This window comes from Achromobacter sp., from assembly GCF_049647645.1.
Taxonomy (GTDB): domain Bacteria; phylum Pseudomonadota; class Gammaproteobacteria; order Burkholderiales; family Burkholderiaceae_B; genus Achromobacter.
In genome coordinates this window covers 1-18,130 of sequence record NZ_JBARYB010000144.1, presented here as the reverse complement: position 1 = coordinate 18,130, position 18,130 = coordinate 1, and the positions used below count along the sequence as shown (strand labels likewise).

Here is an 18,130-nt window from a genome sequence, read left to right as displayed (position 1 = left end):
CGCCGCAGGCGGTGACGACGATGACGAAGGGGAAGTCCGGAGCGAACGCTCCGGACCGCAATCGTGGGCGCTCGCCACCCAGGCGCCCGCGCCGACGGGCGGCCTACGAAGCGCTAGGCACTAGAGCCAAAAAAAACGGCCACCAGTCCCCTGGCAGCCGTTTTTCTCACAACCTACAGAATCAAGCCACAGCGACAGGAATCTTCCCGATCTTGGCCTGCCATTCCTTGGGCCCCGTGGTATGGACAGAGGTACCCTGAGCATCAACCGCCACAGTCACCGGCATGTCCTTCACGTCGAACTCATAGATAGCTTCCATGCCCAGGTCCGCAAAACCCAGCACCTTCGCGCCACGGATAGCCTTCGACACCAGGTAGGCCGCCCCACCCACGGCCATCAGATAAGCCGAGTTGTGCTTCTTGATGGACTCGATCGCCACCGGACCGCGCTCCGACTTGCCGATCATCGCGATCAGGCCCGTCTGCTCCAGCATCATGTCCGTAAACTTATCCATGCGCGTGGCCGTCGTGGGACCCGCCGGGCCGACCACTTCGTCGCGCACCGGATCCACCGGACCCACGTAGTAAATGACACGATTCTTGAAATCCACCGGCAGCGGCTCGCCCTTGGCCAGCATGTCCTGGATGCGCTTGTGCGCCGCATCGCGGCCCGTCAACATCTTGCCCGACAGCAGCAAGGTCTGACCCGGCTTCCAGCTGGCCACTTCTTCCTTGGTCAGCGTATTCAGGTCGACCTGCTTCGACTTGTTGTAGTCCGGCGCCCAATGCACTTCCGGCCACTCCGACAGCGACGGCGGATCCAGGCGCGCCGGACCCGAGCCGTCCAGCTCGAAGTGCGCGTGGCGCGTAGCCGCGCAGTTCGGGATCATCGCCACCGGCTTGGAAGCCGCGTGCGTCGGGAAGGTGCTGATCTTGACGTCCAGCACCGTCGTCAGGCCGCCCAGGCCCTGGGCGCCTATACCCAGCGCGTTGACCTTTTCATACAGCTCGATGCGCAGCTCTTCCAGCTTGCTCTGCGGACCGCGGGCCAGCAGTTCGTACATGTCGATGTCTTCCATCAACGACTGCTTGGCCATCAGCATGGCTTTTTCGGCCGTGCCGCCGACGCCGATGCCCAACATGCCCGGCGGGCACCAGCCGGCACCCATCGTCGGGACCGTCTTCAGCACCCAGTCCACCAGCGAATCGCTGGGGTTCAGCATGGCGAACTTGGACTTGTTTTCCGAACCGCCGCCCTTCGAAGCCACTTGCACGTCGACCTTGTCGCCCGGGACAAGCTCGACGTGCAGGATACAGGGCGTGTTGTCGCGCGTGTTCTTGCGCGCGAACAGCGGGTCGTCCAGCACCGAGGCGCGCAGGGGATTGTCCGGATTCAGGTAGCCGCGACGAACGCCTTCGTCACAGAGCTCCTGCAGGGTGCGCTTGGTCTCGAAACGCACGCCCATGCCGACCTTCAGGAACACGTTGACGATGCCGGTGTCCTGGCACAGCGGACGCTTGCCTTCGGCGCACATACGCGAATTGGTCAGGATCTGCGCCATCGCGTCGCGCGCGGCGGGGCTTTCCTCGCGCTCGTAGGCACGGGCCAGGTGGCGGATGTAGTCGACCGGATGGTAATAGCTGATGAACTGGATGCCATCGGCTATCGACTGGATGAAGTCTTCTTCTTTAATGATGACGGACATGGCGATATGCGGGTCTAGATGGATAACGTGAAAACGCGGCCGGCATGACCGGCCGCGCGCGGATACCTGAAGCTATTTTATTTGCCTTGCCAGACGGGCTTGCGCTTCTCGGCAAAGGCCGTGGCGCCTTCCTTGGCGTCGGCGGAAGAAAAAATGTGCGCGATCAGCGGACGCTGCTGGTCGAACATGCTGGCCTGGTCCCAGTCGCCCGACTGCGCCACGACGCTCTTGGCGGTCTGCACCGCCAGCGGGCCGTTCTCGACGATGGCGCGGGCCAGTTCCAGCGCGCCGGCCAGGGCGGCGCCCGGCTCGGTGATGCGGTTCACCAGGCCGAAGGAATAGGCGCGCTCGGCCGTCAGCATTTCACCGGTCAGGATCACTTCCATGGCGATGTGGTACGGCAGGCGGCGCGGCAGGCGCAACATGCCGCCGGCGCCGGCCACCAGGCCGCGCTTGACTTCGGGCAGGCCGAACTTGGCGTTGCTGGCCGCCACGATCAGGTCGGAAGCCAGCGCCATTTCGCAGCCGCCGGCCAGCGCATAGCCTTCCACCGCCGCGATCAGCGGCTTCTTGGGCGGCCGTTCGTTCAGACCGGCAAAACCGCGGCCTTCCACATAGGGGCGCTGCCCTGACTTGGCGAAAGCCTTCAGGTCCATGCCCGACGAGAACGTGCCGCCGCCGCCCGTCAGGATGCCGATGCGGATATCGTCGCGGCTGTCCAGCTGGTCCAGCGCCGCGGCCATGGCCTGCGCGGTTTCCAGGTTGATGGCGTTCTTGGCCTCGGGACGGTTGATCGTGATGATCTGGATGCCGTCGGTGACTTCTACCTTGATCAGGTCTGACATGGGACTGCTCCTTCCGGGAATTCTCGGAATCGGGTTCCGGGTTTTATATAAGACTTGGTACGCAAGCTGGAATCATACGATCATTGGTTTGCAGGCGCAGCGAGAGGCCCGCGGGGCGTCCACCAGCGGCACACTGTCCCCCTGCGAGCCGCCCCGAAGGTCCTAGATGTAACCGTCCGCCCCGCCTTCGGAAGCCGGCGCGCCCCAGGCCAGTTAAAATGCTGGGTTTCCCACGCCCAGGGCAAACCTTGCCCGGCGGCCGAATTCCAAGAATCCTATGCTCACCTTTCAGCAAATCATCCTTACGCTCCAGGAATACTGGGACAAGCAGGGTTGCGCCCTGCTGCAGCCCTACGACATGGAAGTCGGCGCCGGCACCTCGCATACCGCCACGTTCCTGCGCGCGATCGGCCCGGAGCCCTGGCGTGCCGCCTATGTGCAGCCCTCGCGCCGCCCCAAGGACGGCCGCTACGGCGAAAACCCCAACCGCCTGCAGCACTACTACCAGTACCAGGTCGTGCTCAAGCCCGCGCCCCCGGAAATCCTGGACCTGTACATCGGTTCGCTCAAGGCGCTGGGCATCGACCCGACCCAGCATGACATCCGCTTCGTCGAGGACGACTGGGAAAACCCCACGCTCGGCGCCTGGGGCTTGGGCTGGGAAGTCTGGCTGAACGGCATGGAAGTCACCCAGTTCACCTACTTCCAGCAGGTCGGCGGCCTGGACTGCACGCCGACCACCGGCGAAATCACCTACGGCCTGGAACGCCTGGCCATGTACCTGCAGGACGTCGAAAGTGTCTACGACCTGGTCTGGACCGAGGGCGCCAACGGCAACCGCGTGCTGTACCGCGACGTGTTCCACCAGAACGAAGTGGAGCAGTCCACCTACAACTTCGAGCATTCGTCAGCCGAGATGCTGTTCTCGCACTTCAATGACTACGAAGCCGAGGCCAAGCGCCTGATGGAAGTGCCGCTGGCGCTGCCCGCCTACGAGGCCGCGCTGAAGGCCGCGCACACGTTCAACATGCTGGACGCGCGCGGCGCGATCAGCGTCACCGAGCGCGCCGCCTATATCGGCCGCATCCGCAACCTGTCGCGCGCCGTCGCGCAGGCCTACTACGATTCCCGCGAACGACTGGGCTTTCCCATGCTGGGCCGCGACAAGGCCGCCGGGGAGGCAGCATAAATGACGACGAACATCCGCCCGCTGCTGGTCGAACTGCTGACCGAAGAACTTCCGCCCAAGGCCCTGCAGAAGCTGGGCCAGGCCTTTGCCGAAGGCGTCCGCGCCACGCTTGAGCGCCACGGCCTGCTGGCCGCCGGCTGCGCCGTGACCGCCTATTCCACGCCGCGCCGCCTGGCCGTACACCTGTCCGCCGTGCTGGCGCAGGCGCCGGACCAGCCCTATGCCGAAAAGCTGATGCCGGTGAAGATCGGCCTGACCGATGACGGCAAGGCCACGCCCGCGCTGCAAAAGAAGCTGGCCGCCAAGGGCCTGGAAAATATCGACCTGGCTACCCTGGAACGCGAATCCGACGGCAAGCAGGACTACCTGGTCGCGCGCGGCACCGCCCCCGGCGCCCAGTTGGCCGCCGGCCTGCAGGAAGGCGTCGATGCCGCCATCAATGGCCTGCCCATCCCCAAGGTCATGCGCTACCAGTTGGCCGATGGCGTCACCTCCGTCAAGTTCGTGCGCCCGGCGCATGGCCTGGTCGCGCTGTTCGGCGCCGACGTAGTGCCGGTGTCCGCGCTGGGCCTGGCCGCCGGCCGCGACACGCTGGGCCACCGCTTCATGAGCGCGGGTCCCGTGTCCTTCACCGACGCCGACTCCTATGCCGCCACCCTGGCCGAAAAGGGCCACGTGGTGGCCTCCTTCGAAGGCCGCCGCGACGAGATCCAGCGCCAGTTGCTGGACCATGCCGGCCGCCTGAACGCGACGCTGGGCGACGATCCCGAAGTGGCCGCGCTGCTGGACGAAGTCACGGCCCTGGTCGAACACCCCACCGTCTACGTGGGCCAGTTCGAAGAGCAGTTCCTGCAAGTGCCGCAGGAATGCCTGATCCTGACCATGCGCCTGAACCAGAAATACTTCCCGCTGTTCGATCCGACCAGCGGCCGCCTGACGCACCGTTTCCTGATCGTCAGCAACATGCACACCGACAATCCGGTGAACATCGTCGAAGGCAACCAGCGCGTGGTACGCCCGCGCCTGGCCGATGCGCAATTCTTCTTTGAAACCGACCGCAAGACGCCGCTGGCGGCCCGTGTCGAACAGCTGGGCAGCATCGTTTACCACAACAAGCTGGGCACCCAGCTGGAACGCGTGGAGCGCGTGCGCGCCATCGCCCGCGGCGTGGCCGAACAGTTGGGCGGCGACGTCTCCGCCGCCGACCGCGCGGCCATGTTGGCCAAGGCCGACCTGGGCTCCAACATGGTGGGCGAATTCCCCGAGCTGCAAGGCGTCATGGGCGCGTACTACGCGGCCGGCGACGGCGAGCCCGACAGCGTGGTGCAAGCCCTGCGCACCCAGTACCGCAACCGCTACGACGCGCCGGTCACCGCCGACACGCTGACCGCGGCCATCCTGTTCATCGCCGAACGCGTGGAAACCATGGTCGGCATCTGGGCCATCGGCCTGGCGCCTACCGGCGAACGCGACCCCTTCGGCCTGCGCCGCGCCGCGCTGGGCCTGATCAGCGCCTTCGAGCAACTGGCCGCGGGCGGCTGGCTCAAGATCAGCGAGGCCGGCCCCTTGTCGCTGGACGGCCTGCTGGACCTGGCCGCCGGCACGTTCCCCGCCGGCAAGATCCCCGCCGACACGCTGCCCGAAGTCCGCGCCTTCATCTATGAGCGCTACCGCAACCAGCTGATCAACGAGTTCGACCGCAATGCCGTCGAAGCCGTGATCGCGCTGACCCCGCCGCTGCACCAAGTGGCCGAGCGCGTGCGCGCCGCCGCCGCGTTCGCGCAACTGCCCGAGGCCGCCAGCCTGGCCGCCGCCAACAAGCGCATCGGCAACCTGCTCAAGAAGGCCGAAGGCGAGATCGGCGCCGTGAACGACGCCGCGCTGGCGGAACCGGCCGAAAAGGCCCTGGCCGCAGCAGTGTCCGCGCTGCGCCCGAAGGCCGAGGCGCAATTGGCCGCCGGCGACTTCGCCGGCAGCCTGAGCACGTTGGCTCAAGTCCGCGAAGCCGTGGACGCCTTCTTTGCCGACGTCATGGTCATGGCCGAAGACCCGGCCGTGCGCGCCAACCGGCTGGCCCTGTTGAGCCAGCTACATGGCCTGATGAACCAGGTTGCTGACATCTCCAGGCTGGCACAGTGAAACTCATCATCCTAGACCGCGACGGCGTCATCAACCAGGACAGCGATTCGTTCGTCAAGAACCCCGACGAATGGATCGCCTTGCCCGGCAGCCTGCACGCCATCGCCCGGCTGACGCAGGCCGGCTGGAAGGTGGTGGTCGCCACCAACCAGTCGGGGCTGGCGCGCGGCCTGTTCGACATGGACACGCTGACCGCCATCCACACCAAGATGCGGCGCGAACTGGCCGCCGCGGGCGGCAGCATCGATGCGGTCTTCATGTGCCCGCACGGCCCGGACGACAACTGCTCCTGCCGCAAGCCCAAGCCCGGCATGTTCGAACAGATCGGCCACCGCTACGACGTCGACCTTGCCGGCGTGCCGGCGGTGGGCGATTCGCTGCGCGACCTGCAGGCCTCGTCGTCGGTCGGCTGCTCGCCCTGGCTGGTGCTGACGGGCAACGGCAAGAAGACGCTGGCCAAGGGCGGCCTGCCCGACAACACGCGCGTGTGCGACGATCTGTCGGCCGTGGTCGATACCTTGCTGCAGGACCATTGATCCGATGGCCCGGCTACGTTCGCTGCTGTACTTCCTGTTCCTGGCCGTCACGGTCATTCCCTACGCGTTCGCTTGCATCCTGTGGGCGCCGCTGCCGCTGCATTGGCGCTACAAGCTGACCGTGGGCTGGCCGCGCCTGGCCATCTGGGGCGCGCGCTTCTTCTGCGGCATCCGCTGGCAGGTCAAGGGCTGGGAAAACCTGCCCGATGGTCCCGCAGTGCTGCTGTCCAAGCACCAGTCGGCCTGGGAAACGCTGTTCTTCCCGGCCCACATGCCGCGCGAAGTCTGCTTCGTCTACAAGCGGGAACTGCACATGGTGCCGTTCTTCGGCTGGGGTCTGGCGCTGCTGCGCATGATCCCGATCGACCGCGCCCGAGGCCGCGACGCATTCGAGCAGGTGGTCAAGCAAGGCCAGACCCGCCTGGACGAAGGCCGCTGGCCGCTGCTGTTTCCCGAGGGCACCCGGGTCCCGCCGGGCAAGACCGCCCGCTTCAAAATGGGTGGCGCAATGCTGGCGTCGCGCACCGGCGCGGTCGTCATCCCGGTGGCGCACAATGCCGGCGAATGCTGGCGCCGCAACGCCTTCGTGAAATATCCCGGCCTGGTCACCCTATCCATCGGCCCCGCGATAGAATCCAAGGGACTCTCCCCCGAGGAACTGAACAAGAAGGTTCAGGACTGGATCGAAGGGGAAATGCGGCGTCTCAATCCAGAAAGGTATGGCCAGCACTGATCAGCTCGAACTCCTGTTCGACGAACAGCAGCACGACGCGCCTGCGGGCGCGTCGCCGCTGAACGCCGCGCCGCAGCGGACGGCTCCACCCAAGGTGGCCGCACCTGAGGCGGCCTCGCCTAAGGCGGCCCCGCCTAAGGCGGCCCCGCCCAAAGCCCTCTTCCCCGATCAGCCGCCCGCAGCCGCCCCCGCGGGCGAGCCGCTGCTGACGCTGTCGCCCAATGCGGCGTCGCGCGTCCCCACGCCCTGCCCCGATCCGCTGCCGCCCGGCGCGCGCTGGCGCGAGGTTTCGACCGAGCAGCAGCCCATAGGCTTCGTGCTGCTGCGCTCGCGCCGCCGCAGCATCGGCTTCGTGATCACCGACGACGGCCTGCGCGTCACCGCCCCCAACTGGGTCACCCTGACGCAGGTCGATGACGCCGTGCGCGAAAAAGCCCGCTGGATCCTGGCCAAGCTGCGCGAATGGCACGCCCGCAAGCAGCAACTGGCCATGGCGCATACGCGCTGGCAGCCCGGCGGCGAGTTGCCCTACCTGGGCAAGCGCATCGTCATCGGCGTGGGCGGCGACAGCCGCCAGGCCAGCCTGTCGGGCGACGCCGATGCGCCCCAGGACGGCGACACCCTGTGGCTGGCGCTGCCGTCCTCGGCGGACCAGGGCCGCATCCGCGATTCGGCCCAAGCCTGGCTGCAGCAGCGCGCCGGCGCCTGGTTCGGCGCGCGCCTGGCCCACTTCCTGCAGGTCAGCGGGCTGAAGATCCAGCGCTGGCGCCTGTCGTCGGCCGCCACCCGCTGGGGCTCCTGCACCAGCGACGGCAACATCATGCTGAACTGGCGCCTGATCCATTTCGCGCCCGCCATCATCGACTACGTCATCGCGCACGAGCTTGCCCATTTGCGCGAAATGAACCACAGTCAGGACTTCTGGCGCGAAGTGGGGCAAATCCTGCCCGACTTCGAAGACGCCAAGAACATCCTGCGGCGCCACGACCCCGCATCCTTGCCTCAGTTCTGAGGCATCCAGGAGACACGAAAATGTTGCTGCTGATTCCGGGCCCGGTCACGACCGACGCGCGGGTGAAGGCCGCCATGGCGCAAGACTATGCGCCGTGGGACAACGATTTCCGCCAGACCTACCGGCAGGTCTGCGATGGCGTGCTGCGCGCGGCGCAGGCGTCCCCCGACGAACACGCCGCGCTGGCGCTGCCGGGCTGCGGCCACTTCGCGGTGGAAGCCGCGATCCGCACTTTCATACCCGCCGGCGGCCGCCTGCTGGCGCCCTCCACCGGCGCCTACGCCGCCCGGCTGCAGAAGCTGGCCGGCGATGCCGGCCGCGTGGCCGTGCCGCTGTCGGTGGGCGCCACCGAACGGATCGATCCGCAGGCGGTCGCCAAAGCGCTGGAACAAGACCCCTCGCTCACGCACCTGGCGCTGGTCTACAGCGAAACCGGCAGCGGCATCTGCCACGACGTGCCTGAACTTGCGCGCATCGCCCACGCCCTGGGCCGCCGCGTCATCGTCGACGCCGTGTCCGCCTTCGGCGCGCTGCCCCTGGACCTGCGCGCCCTGCCCGCCGTGGAAGCGGTGGTGCTGACGGCCAACAAGTGCCTGGAAGGCATGCCCGGCGCCGCCTTCGTGGTGGCCCGGCGCGACAGCCTGGAAGCCGCGCGCGGCACGGCCGGCAGCTGGTCGCTGGACCTGGCGGACATCTACCAGCAGAGCCTGCAGCCCAACGCCGGCCCGCGCTTCACGCCGCCCGCCCCCACGCTGGCCGCGCTGGCCGTGGCGCTGGCGCTGCACCTTGAGGAAGGCCGCGAGGCCCGCCTGGCGCGCTACACGGCGAACATGCACACGCTATATGATGGCGTCAGAGAGCTGGGGCTGACCCCGTACCTGCCGCCCGCGCTGCAAGGCCCCATCGTCGTCAACGTCCGGGCCCCGGACGCGCCGACCTGGAACCTGCAATTGTTCGTGGACGGCCTAAAGCGCCGCGGCTACGTGCTCAGCAACTTCTACAACACCGAACAACCTTCGTTCCGGGTCGGCTGCATCGGCGCCTTCGGGCCCGACCAGATGCGGCAGGCAGTCGACGCCATGGGCGGCGCGCTGCGCGACATCGGCATCACCCGGGAAACCGCCGCCGGCAACGGCGGGTTCTTCCCGCTCCCCCTCACCGCTTAAGGAAAACCTCCCATGCGTATGCTCCACACCATGCTGCGAGTCGGCAACCTCGACAAGTCCATCGACTTCTACACCAACGTGCTCGGCATGCGCGTCCTGCGCCGCAACGACTACCCCGACGGCAAGTTCACGCTGGCCTTTGTGGGCTACCAGGACGAATCCGAAGGCGCCGTCATCGAACTGACCCATAACTGGGACACCGACAAATACGACCTGGGCACCGGCTACGGCCACATCGCCCTGGAAGTGGACAACGCCTACGAAGCCTGTGACAAGGTCAAGGAGAAAGGCGGCAAGGTCACGCGCGAGGCCGGCCCGATGAAGCACGGCAAGACGGTCATCGCCTTTGTCGAGGACCCCGACGGCTACAAGATCGAGTTCATCCAGAAGAAAGGCCGCCAGGACTGAGCCCCGCGAGCCTGACGCCAGGAAGACACCTCCCATGATCCACACCATCCTGAAAATGGGCGATCCCCGGCTGCTGCGCGTGGCCGCGCCCGTCGAACGCTACGACACGCCCGAGCTGCACGCGCTGATCGATGACATGTTCGAAACCATGGCCGCCGCGCAAGGGGTGGGCCTGGCCGCGCCGCAGATCGGCGTGGACCTGCAACTGGTGATCTTCGGCTTCGATCGCAACGAGCGATATCCGGATGCGCCCGCCGTGCCGCAGACCATCCTGTGCAATCCCGTCATCACGCCGCTGTCGGACGAGATGGAAGAGGGCTGGGAAGGCTGCCTGTCGGTGCCGGGCCTGCGCGGCCTGGTGCCGCGCTACCGCCGCATCCGCTACAGCGGACGCGACCCTTACGGCCAGCTCATCGAGCGCGAGGCCGACGGCTTCCATGCCCGGGTGGTGCAGCACGAATGCGACCACCTGATCGGCCGGCTCTATCCGTCGCGCATCCAGGACTTCAACAAGTTCGGGTTCACCGAGATCCTGTTCCCGGACATGGATCCGAACCAGGACGACTAGGGCCTCGCTCCCGCTGCGCGGGCGCTTGCGCCCCAGCCCTAGGCATCTCCCGAGCCCGCCGCCGCTGCCCGGGCGGCCGGCGGCGACAGTTCTTCCGGCGCGAAATCGTCCACCTGCAACACCTGCGACACCAGGGTTTCGGCTTCCTCCAGCTGCGCCGCCTGCGCGTCGGTGATGGCGCCGCGCTGATGCGCCTCGCGCCAATCGCGCACGCCGGATTGACGCAAGCGGTCGCGCAACGGCTGCACCGCGTCCGCAAGCGCGAACGCGCGGGTCAGGAGGGCCACCGGATCGTTGTCGCCCGCGCCGGCCTCGCGGTGCAGATCGGCCGCCAGCCGCGCATGCGTGGGCGAGGGCTTGAGCAGCAATTCCGCGCATTCGCGCGTCAGGGCATCGCCCGGCCCCTTGGCCAGGCGCAGCGGCAGGATGGCCGCGCGCAGTCCCCAGGACAGCACGCGCCCCGGCAAATTGCGCAGGACCTGGTCCATGCTTTTCTCGATGCTGGCGTAGCCCTGCTCCATGCACCACTGAACCAGCGGCAGGTCGTCGTGCTTGCGGCCCTCGTCTTCCCAGCGCTTTAGCACCGCCGACAGCAGGTAGAGCTCCGACAGGATGTCTCCCAGACGCGCGGAGATCATCTCGCGGCGTTTCAGGCCGCCGCCCAGCTGCGCCAGCGTGGCATCGGCCAACAGCGCGAAGCCAGAGGCATAGCGACCCAGCCGCCGGTAGTGCCCGGCCACGGGACCGGATGACGGCGCAGGCGCCAGCATCCCGCCGGTCCAGGCACGGCCAATGGCGCGCAGCGCGTTGAGCCCGGTGTGGCGCAGGTGGCGCCAGAACACGTCATGGAAGACCTCCATGCCGCGCTCTTCGTCAGGATTGCCCAGCGCCAGGATTTCCGGCATCAAGTAGGGATGGGCGCGGATCGCGCCCTGGCCGAAGATGATCAGGTTGCGCGTCAGGATGTTGGCGCCTTCGACCGTGATGGCGATGGGCACGGCGCGGTACAACGCGCCCAGATAATTGCTGGGACCGTCGATCACGGCGCGGCCGGCATGGATGTCCATCGCGTCGTTGACCGAGCCGCGCATACGCTCGGTGGCGTGGTATTTCATGATGCCCGAGACCACCGCCGGCTTGACGCCCTGGTTCAGCGCGGCGCAGGTCAGGCGCCTGGCGGCCTCGACCAGGTAGGCATTGCCCGCCAGCCGCGCCAGGCCTTCCTGCACGCCCTCGAACTTGCCCACCGGAATGCCGAACTGCTCGCGCACGCGGGCATACATGCCCGTGGTGTGCGCGCACATCGCGGCGGCGGCGGCCGATAGCGACGGCAGCGAAATGCCGCGGCCCGCCGCCAGCGCGCTCATCAGCATCTGCCAGCCGTGGCCCGCGCGCTCGGCCCCGCCGATCAGCGCATCCAGCGGCACGAACACGTCGCGCCCGCGGTTAGGTCCGTTCTGGAAGACCTGCATGGCGGGCAGATGGCGGCGCCCGATCTCGACGCCGGGCGCTTCAGTCGGTACCAGCGCGACCGAGATGCCGATGTCCTTGGGACCCCCCAGGATACCGTCGGGGTCCGACATCTTGAAAGCCAGGCCCAGCACCGTCGCCACCGGTCCCAGCGTGATGTAGCGCTTGTGCCAGTTCAGCCGAATGCCGATCAGTTCGCGCCCGTCCACCACCTGGCGGCAAACCACGCCGGTATCCACCATGGAAGCCGCGTCCGACCCGGCCTCGGGGCTGGTCAGTCCGAAGCAAGGCACCTCGCGGCCATCGGCCAGCCGCGGCAGCCAGTAGTCGCGTTGCGCCGGCGTGCCGAACTGCATCAGCAATTCACCGGGTCCCAGCGAATTCGGCACCATGACGGTGACGCCAGCGGTGATGGAATAGGCGGAGATGCGACGCACGACCTCGGAGTGCGCATAGGGCGAAAAACCCAGGCCGCCGTAGCGCCGGGGAATGATCATGCCGAAGAAGCGTTCGGCCTTCAGGAAATCCCATACTTCCGGCGGCAGATCGCGGCGGTTCCAGGTGATGTCCCATTCGTCCAGCATGGCGCAGAGCCGGGCCAGCGGGCCGTCGATGAAGCGCTGCTCGTCCGCGGTCAGCGTGGCGGCGGGCACGTCCAACAGCTTGCGCCAGTTGGGGTTGCCGGTGAAGAGGTCCGCGTCCCACCAGGTGTCGCCGGCTTCGATGGCCTCGCGCTCCGTCGCCGACATGGCCGGCAGCGCATTGCGCGCCCAACGATAAGCGGGTTCCGAGATGCGGCGGCGGCGCCAGGCATTGAAGTCCATGAGTTTTCCTCACTGTTATGGCCCCAGGCCTCGGGGCGTATCAAGTCAAAGTACCAGAATTGGCGGCGCCGGGCCAAGCTGCGGCCTACCGACTCTGCGACAATGGGCGACGGCGCGCAGCGCGCAATCCATCGCTATCCGGGCAGTCTCCGCATGCTGAACAAACTCTGGCTGGGCTTTTTCCTTACCGCGGCCGCGGCGGCGCTGTACCGCTGGCTGGTCATCGGTGACCCCGAAGTGTTCCGCCTGATGGTGGCCAGCCTGTTCGACATGGCCCGCGTGTCGGTGGAAGTGATGGTGCTGCTGTTCGGCACGCTGACGCTATGGCTGGGCTTTCTGCGCATCGCCGAAGGCGCCGGGCTGGTGGAAAAGCTGGCGCGCGTGCTGGGGCCGCTGTTCGCGCGCCTGATGCCCGAGGTGCCGCGCAACCATCCGGCCATCGGCCTGATCACGCTGAACTTCGCCGCCAACGGCCTGGGGCTGGACAATGCCGCCACGCCCATCGGGCTGCGCGCCATGCGCGAGCTGCAGTCGCTGAATCCCACGCCGGAAACCGCCAGCAATGCGCAGATCCTGTTCCTGGTGCTGAACGCGTCGTCGCTGACCTTGCTGCCGGTGACGCTGTTCATGTTCCGGGCGCAACAGGGCGCGCCGGATCCGACGTTGGTGTTCCTGCCCATCCTGCTGGCCACCAGCGCGTCGACCCTGGCGGGCTTCCTGGCCGTGGCGGCCTGCCAACGGCTGCGCCTGATCGATCCCGTCGTCATGCTGTGGCTGGGCGGCGCGGCGCTGCTCATGGGCGGCTTCATGGCGCTGCTGGCCAGCATGTCGGCCGCCGCCATCGCCTCGCTCTCGTCGCTGCTGGGCAACCTGAGCCTGTTCGGCATCCTGCTGGCCTTCCTGATCGCGGGCGCCTGGAAGAAGGTGCCGGTCTACGAGGCCTTCATCGAAGGCGCCAAGGAAGGCTTCGACATTGCCAAGAGCCTGCTGCCTTACCTGGTGGCGATGCTGTGCGCGGTGGGCGTGCTGCGCGCCTCGGGCGCGCTGGATTTCCTGCTCGACGGCATCCGCTGGCTGGCGCTGCAGGCCGGCTGGGACACGCGATTCGTGGACGCCCTGCCTACTGCCTTGGTCAAGCCCTTCTCGGGCAGCGCGGCGCGCGCGATGATGCTGGAAACGATGGCGCACTTCGGCGTGGACAGTTTCCCGGCGCTGCTGGCGGCGGTGGTCCAAGGCAGCACCGAGACCACCTTCTACGTGCTGGCGGTGTACTTCGGATCGGTGGGCATCCTGCGGGCGCGCCATGCGGTGGGCTGCGCCCTGATCGCCGACCTGGCAGGCGTGCTGGCGGCTATCGGCGTGTGCTACTGGTTCTTCGGCTGAGAGCCTGCGAGCTGCGAGGGGCGCCCACCTTACGGCGCCCCTGTCCCCGGCGCGTCAATCCACCAGCAGGATCTTCATCCCATTGGTGCCGCCGCTGTCGCGGTAGAAGTCGCCCTTGGTCAGGATCACCCAATCGCCGGTCTGCACCAGGTTGCGCTTGCGCAGTTCGTCGATGGCGGCATTGCTCAGATCGGCGGGCTCGTAGTCCGACGGCGAGAACGGCACGGTGTAGACCCCGCGGAACATCGCCACCCGGTTCTGCGTGGCGCTATGCGGGCTATAGCAATAAATCGGCACGCCCGAGCGGATGCGCGACATGATCAGTGGCGTATGGCCGCTTTCCGTCAGCGCAATGATGGCCTTGACGCCGGGAAAATGATTGGCTGCGTACATGGCCGCCAGCGCGATGGTCTCGTCGCAGCGCGTGAAGGTCTCGCCCAGGCGGTGATGCGATTTGGTCGAGGTGGGGTGCTTTTCCGCCCCCAGGCAGACCCGGGCCATGGCCTGCACGGTCTCCACGGGATACTGGCCCGACGCGCTCTCTGCCGACAGCATGACCGCGTCGGTGTAGTCCAGCACCGCGTTGGCCACATCGGACACTTCTGCACGCGTGGGCATGGGGCTGGAGATCATCGACTCCATCATCTGCGTCGCGGTGATGACGACCTTGTTCAAGGTGCGCGCGTGCTGGATGATGCGTTTCTGGATGCCCACCAATTCAGCATCGCCCACTTCCACGCCCAGGTCGCCGCGCGCCACCATCACGCCGTCGCTGGCGCGGATCAGGGCGTCCAGCGCTTCGTCGTCGGCCACGGCTTCCGCGCGCTCGATCTTGGCGATGATCCAGGCCTGGCTGCCGGCAGCCGCCAGCAGCGTGCGGGCCTCGTCGATATCGCTGCCATAACGCGGGAACGACACGGCCACGTATTCCAGATTCATGTCCGCTGCCAGCTTGATGTCGACGCGGTCCTTGTCGGTCAGGCTGGGCGCGGACAGGCCGCCGCCGCGGCGGTTGATGCCCTTATTGTTCGACAACGGGCCACCCACGGTCACGGTGGTGTGGACCTCGTCGCCTTCGACACGATCCACCACAAGCACCACGCGGCCGTCATCCAGCAGCAGCTCGTCGCCAACGCGGCAGTCCTGCACCAGTTCGGGGTAGTCGATGCCGACGATGCTGGCCGTGCCGGCTTCCTTGGGATGCACGCGCGACAGCGTGAACGGCTGTCCGACCTGCAGCTGGACCAGCTTGTCCGTGAAGCGCGCGATACGGATCTTGGGTCCTTGAAGATCGCCCATGATGGCGACGAAGCGGCCCTGCTTGGCGGCGATCTCGCGCACCATGCGGGCGCGCTCGCGGTGATCGTCCGGGCTGCCATGCGAGAAGTTCAGGCGGGCCACGTCCAGGCCCGCGCGGATCAGCGCTTCAATGCGTTCGGGCGTCGAAGTCGAGGGTCCCAGGGTGGCGACAATTTTGGTGCGGCGCAATACGGGCATGACGATCCACTCTCGCTAAAACGACAAAAACGCTATGGTACGCCGGCCACGCTCACGCAGGTATCATGGGCATCACATCAACCGAAAAACGAGCTCGACTGAACCCGTGAAAATCGTCATCGCCCCCGACTCTTTCAAAGAAAGCGTTTCCGCGCCCGATGCGGCGGCAGCCATTGCGCGCGGCGTAAAAGCCGCAGTGCCCGGCGCCCATACGGTCTGCATTCCGATGGCCGACGGCGGCGAAGGCACGGTCGAAGCCGTGCTCGCCGCCACCGGGGGCAAGGAACGGCAGCTGACGGTGAACGACGCATTGGGCTACAAGGTCGACGCGGTGTGGGGTCTGCTGGACGACGGCACGGCCGTGATCGAAATGGCTGCGGCTGCGGGCCTCGAACTCATCGCCCCCTCCAAGCGCGATCCGATGCGCGCCAGCAGCCACGGCGTGGGCGAATTGATGCTGGCCGCCTTGAACGCGGGCGCCAAGCGCATCATCCTGGGCCTGGGCGGATCGGCCACCAACGACGCGGGCGCCGGCATGCTGACGGCCCTGGGCGTGCGCCTGCTGGATGCCGACGGCCGCAGCCTGCCGCCTGGCGGCGGCGCGCTGGGCAAGCTGGCCAGCATCGATACGCGCGGCCTGGATCCGCGCCTGGCTGAGATCCGCATCGACATCGCCTCGGACGTGGACAACCCTTTGTGCGGTCCGCAAGGCGCTTCGCACGTGTTCGGTCCGCAGAAAGGCGCAACGCCTGAACAGGTGCAGGCCCTGGACCAGATGCTGGCGAATTTCGCCGATGTGTGCGCGCAGCACCTGGGGGCCGACCACCGCGACCAACCCGGCGCGGGCGCCGCGGGCGGCCTGGGCTTCGCGGCCAAGGCCTTCCTGAACGCCGATTTCCGCCCCGGGGTGGAGATCGTCGCGGAACTGGGCGGCCTGGCCCAGGCAATCGAGGGCGCGACCCTGGTGTTCACCGGCGAAGGCCGCATGGATGCGCAGACCCTGCGCGGCAAGACCCCCGCCGGCGTGGCGAAGATCGCGCAGCGCGCAGGCGTGCCGGTCGTGGCGCTGGCCGGATCGCTCGGCGAAGGCTACGAAGCGCTGCATGCCTGCGGCATCAGCGCCGCCTTCAGCTTGGCCCCTGGCCCCATCACGCTGCAACAGGCGCTGACCGACGCCGAAAAACTGCTGGCCGACCGCGCCCGCGACGTCATGCAACTCTGGATGACCGCGCAAAAACGCATGCTGTAGGAACTGCATTGAAAAAGCCCGCTTGCGCGGGCTTTTCGGCTTTCCGGGTCCAGAGCTTCAAGCGGCCTGCAGCACCCCGGCCGCCACCAGCGCATCCGCCAGGCGGATATACCGGTCCACCGAGATATCCTCGGCGCGCGCCGTGGGCGCAATATCCAGCGCTTCCCAGGGCACTTGCGCAGCCCAGTCCGCCAGCACCCGGCGCAACATCTTGCGGCGCTGTGAAAACGCGCGCGCCACCACCGTTTCGAAGGCGCGCTCGCTAACCGGACGCAAGCGGTCCGCAGGCAGGGGCACCATGCGCACGATCGCCGACACAACCTTGGGCGGTGGATCGAAAGCTTCCGGCGGCACATCGAACAGCTTGTGCATGCGGTAGCGCGATTGCAGCATCACCGACAGGCGGCTGAAGTCGCCCGAACCGGGGTGCGCGACCATGCGGTCGATCACTTCCCGCTGCAGCATGAAATGCTGGTCGCGGACATGCTCGGCCCAGGTCATCAGATGGAACAACAGCGGGCTGGAGATGTTGTAGGGCAGATTGCCCACCACGCGCAGCGCAGGTCCGAACTGGGAAAAATCCACGGTCAAGGCATCGGCCTCGACCACGGTCAGGCGGGTGGCGTCGAACTGCTTGCGCAGGCGCGCCGCCAGGTCGCGGTCGATCTCGACCGCAGTCAGATGATCCAGACGTTCGAGCAGCGGCCGGGTAAGCGCGGACAAACCCGGGCCGATCTCGACCACGGTGTCGTCGCGGGCGGGCGCAACCGCCCGGACGATGGACTCGACCACGCTCTCGTCGGTCAGGAAGTTCTGGCCGAAACGCTTGCGCGCCTGGTGCTGTGACATGTAAAGCCTGTAATGCGTTTAGCGGTTGTTCTGCTGGATCTTCTGCTGCTTTTCCAGGCGATTGTCGATGTACGCCTGGGCGCGCAGCTGCTCCAGCCAATCCTCGAAAGCAGGCTGGGCTCGGCGCTCGAACAAAATCTGGCGGGCCTTCATGCGGGCCATGTCGTCGGTGGCGTCGTGCTGGCGGCGTTCTTCCACTTCGATCAGGTGCCAGCCGAAAGGCGATTGCACCGGCTGGCTGATCTCGCCCGGCTTCAGGGCGTTCATGGCGGCCTCGAACGGCGGCACGGTTTCGCCCGGGTTCAGCCAGCCCAGTTCGCCGCCTTGCGGGGCGGTCGCATCCTGCGAATACTGGCGCGCCATGTCCTCGAACTTGGCGCCGCCGCTCACCAGGCGCTGACGCACCTGCTCCAGGCGCTGACGCGCCAGTTCGTCGCTCATGACGGTGGAGGTCTTGATCAGGATGTGACGCGCGCGGGTCTGCATCACTTCCACCGGGCCCTGGTGCGCAGGCGCCTGCGCGGGCGCGGCGGCGGGCTGCGGCGCCTGGGCTGGAG

At 67.2% G+C, this 18,130-nt stretch carries 16 protein-coding genes; 10 read left to right on the top strand and 6 right to left on the bottom strand.

Going from position 1 to position 18,130, the window contains the following annotated elements; all coding sequences use genetic code 11:
* Nucleotides 1–181 precede the first annotated feature (181 nt).
* Both WBB14_RS17190 and WBB14_RS17185 read right to left on the bottom strand, forming a co-directional pair.
* The gene (locus tag WBB14_RS17190) at nt 182–1,705 is read right to left on the bottom strand and encodes a fumarate hydratase (protein ID WP_013391620.1); all 1,524 of its coding nucleotides are present in this window, start codon (nt 1,703–1,705) and stop codon (nt 182–184) included.
* Nucleotides 1,706–1,782: 77 nt separating this feature from the next.
* The gene (locus WBB14_RS17185; protein ID WP_088138524.1) at nt 1,783–2,550 is read right to left on the bottom strand and encodes a crotonase/enoyl-CoA hydratase family protein; all 768 of its coding nucleotides are present in this window, start codon (nt 2,548–2,550) and stop codon (nt 1,783–1,785) included.
* 277 nt (nt 2,551–2,827) lie between these two features.
* Between WBB14_RS17185 and glyQ the strand changes: the two genes are divergently transcribed.
* From glyQ to def, 8 genes are read left to right on the top strand one after another with little or no spacing between them, the layout of a single operon-like run.
* Nucleotides 2,828–3,739: a glycine--tRNA ligase subunit alpha gene (glyQ, locus tag WBB14_RS17180; RefSeq protein ID WP_332010731.1), complete on the top strand. Its 912-nt coding sequence runs from the start codon at nt 2,828–2,830 to the stop codon at nt 3,737–3,739.
* Nucleotides 3,740–5,878 (top strand): glycine--tRNA ligase subunit beta, encoded by a 2,139-nt coding sequence (glyS, locus tag WBB14_RS17175; protein WP_424240901.1) that lies wholly within the window; start codon nt 3,740–3,742, stop codon nt 5,876–5,878.
* Nucleotides 5,875–6,414 carry a D-glycero-beta-D-manno-heptose 1,7-bisphosphate 7-phosphatase gene (gene gmhB, locus WBB14_RS17170; protein WP_207473766.1) on the top strand — a complete coding sequence of 180 codons (540 nt, stop codon included), beginning with the start codon at nt 5,875–5,877 and terminating at the stop codon, nt 6,412–6,414. Before glyS ends, gmhB begins: the two co-directional genes overlap by 4 nt.
* A gap of 4 nt (nt 6,415–6,418) precedes the next feature.
* On the top strand, nt 6,419–7,147 hold the full coding sequence (locus WBB14_RS17165; RefSeq protein WP_424240900.1) for a lysophospholipid acyltransferase family protein: 729 nt from the start codon (nt 6,419–6,421) through the stop codon (nt 7,145–7,147).
* Nucleotides 7,134–8,159 carry a M48 family metallopeptidase gene (locus tag WBB14_RS17160; RefSeq protein WP_424240899.1) on the top strand — a complete coding sequence of 342 codons (1,026 nt, stop codon included), beginning with the start codon at nt 7,134–7,136 and terminating at the stop codon, nt 8,157–8,159. Before WBB14_RS17165 ends, WBB14_RS17160 begins: the two co-directional genes overlap by 14 nt.
* Nucleotides 8,160–8,179: 20 nt before the next feature.
* Entirely contained in the window at nt 8,180–9,325 is a 1,146-nt protein-coding gene (locus tag WBB14_RS17155; protein ID WP_424240898.1) for a 2-aminoethylphosphonate--pyruvate transaminase, read from the top strand.
* 12 nt (nt 9,326–9,337) lie between these two features.
* Nucleotides 9,338–9,733 (top strand): lactoylglutathione lyase, encoded by a 396-nt coding sequence (gloA, locus tag WBB14_RS17150; RefSeq protein WP_424240897.1) that lies wholly within the window; start codon nt 9,338–9,340, stop codon nt 9,731–9,733.
* Nucleotides 9,734–9,767: 34 nt separating this feature from the next.
* A complete protein-coding gene (def, locus tag WBB14_RS17145) occupies nt 9,768–10,301 on the top strand; it encodes a peptide deformylase (RefSeq protein WP_424240896.1) in 534 nt (177 codons plus the stop codon).
* A gap of 38 nt (nt 10,302–10,339) precedes the next feature.
* Here def and WBB14_RS17140 read toward each other — a convergent pair whose 3' ends face one another.
* Nucleotides 10,340–12,595 (bottom strand): acyl-CoA dehydrogenase, encoded by a 2,256-nt coding sequence (locus WBB14_RS17140; RefSeq protein ID WP_424240895.1) that lies wholly within the window; start codon nt 12,593–12,595, stop codon nt 10,340–10,342.
* A 153-nt stretch (nt 12,596–12,748) separates the two neighbouring features.
* Here WBB14_RS17140 and WBB14_RS17135 point away from each other — a divergent pair, with 153 nt between their 5' ends.
* Nucleotides 12,749–13,978 (top strand): nucleoside recognition domain-containing protein, encoded by a 1,230-nt coding sequence (locus WBB14_RS17135; protein WP_424240894.1) that lies wholly within the window; start codon nt 12,749–12,751, stop codon nt 13,976–13,978.
* A gap of 54 nt (nt 13,979–14,032) precedes the next feature.
* On the opposite strand, the gene pyk is transcribed toward WBB14_RS17135, so the two are convergent.
* Nucleotides 14,033–15,475, bottom strand: coding sequence for a pyruvate kinase (gene pyk, locus WBB14_RS17130; protein WP_424240893.1), 1,443 nt, complete (start codon nt 15,473–15,475; stop codon nt 14,033–14,035).
* 106 nt (nt 15,476–15,581) lie between these two features.
* Between pyk and WBB14_RS17125 the strand changes: the two genes are divergently transcribed.
* Nucleotides 15,582–16,724, top strand: a complete 1,143-nt coding sequence (locus WBB14_RS17125) for a glycerate kinase (RefSeq protein ID WP_424240892.1) — start codon at nt 15,582–15,584, stop codon at nt 16,722–16,724.
* 57 nt (nt 16,725–16,781) lie between these two features.
* On the opposite strand, the gene rsmA is transcribed toward WBB14_RS17125, so the two are convergent.
* Both rsmA and WBB14_RS17115 read right to left on the bottom strand, forming a co-directional pair.
* Nucleotides 16,782–17,573, bottom strand: coding sequence for a 16S rRNA (adenine(1518)-N(6)/adenine(1519)-N(6))-dimethyltransferase RsmA (rsmA, locus tag WBB14_RS17120; RefSeq protein ID WP_424240891.1), 792 nt, complete (start codon nt 17,571–17,573; stop codon nt 16,782–16,784).
* Between the two features lie 18 nt (nt 17,574–17,591).
* On the bottom strand, nt 17,592–18,130 hold a 539-nt coding region (locus WBB14_RS17115), incomplete at its 5' end, for a peptidylprolyl isomerase (RefSeq protein WP_424240890.1).

Excerpts from the sequence above, each read along its gene's own strand:
- WBB14_RS17155 (WP_424240898.1), top strand. The coding sequence starts at position 8,180 with ATGTTGCTGCTGATTCCGGGCCCGGTCACGACCGACGCGCGGGTGAAG.
- gloA (WP_424240897.1), top strand. The coding sequence starts at position 9,338 with ATGCGTATGCTCCACACCATGCTGCGAGTCGGCAACCTCGACAAGTCC.
- WBB14_RS17135 (WP_424240894.1), top strand. The coding sequence starts at position 12,749 with ATGCTGAACAAACTCTGGCTGGGCTTTTTCCTTACCGCGGCCGCGGCG.
- glyQ (WP_332010731.1), top strand. The coding sequence starts at position 2,828 with ATGCTCACCTTTCAGCAAATCATCCTTACGCTCCAGGAATACTGGGAC.
- WBB14_RS17140 (WP_424240895.1), bottom strand. The coding sequence starts at position 12,595 with ATGGACTTCAATGCCTGGCGCCGCCGCCGCATCTCGGAACCCGCTTAT.
- glyS (WP_424240901.1), top strand. The coding sequence starts at position 3,740 with ATGACGACGAACATCCGCCCGCTGCTGGTCGAACTGCTGACCGAAGAA.
- pyk (WP_424240893.1), bottom strand. The coding sequence starts at position 15,475 with ATGCCCGTATTGCGCCGCACCAAAATTGTCGCCACCCTGGGACCCTCG.
- WBB14_RS17160 (WP_424240899.1), top strand. The coding sequence starts at position 7,134 with ATGGCCAGCACTGATCAGCTCGAACTCCTGTTCGACGAACAGCAGCAC.
- WBB14_RS17165 (WP_424240900.1), top strand. The coding sequence starts at position 6,419 with ATGGCCCGGCTACGTTCGCTGCTGTACTTCCTGTTCCTGGCCGTCACG.
- rsmA (WP_424240891.1), bottom strand. The coding sequence starts at position 17,573 with ATGTCACAGCACCAGGCGCGCAAGCGTTTCGGCCAGAACTTCCTGACC.
- WBB14_RS17190 (WP_013391620.1), bottom strand. The coding sequence starts at position 1,705 with ATGTCCGTCATCATTAAAGAAGAAGACTTCATCCAGTCGATAGCCGAT.
- def (WP_424240896.1), top strand. The coding sequence starts at position 9,768 with ATGATCCACACCATCCTGAAAATGGGCGATCCCCGGCTGCTGCGCGTG.
- WBB14_RS17185 (WP_088138524.1), bottom strand. The coding sequence starts at position 2,550 with ATGTCAGACCTGATCAAGGTAGAAGTCACCGACGGCATCCAGATCATC.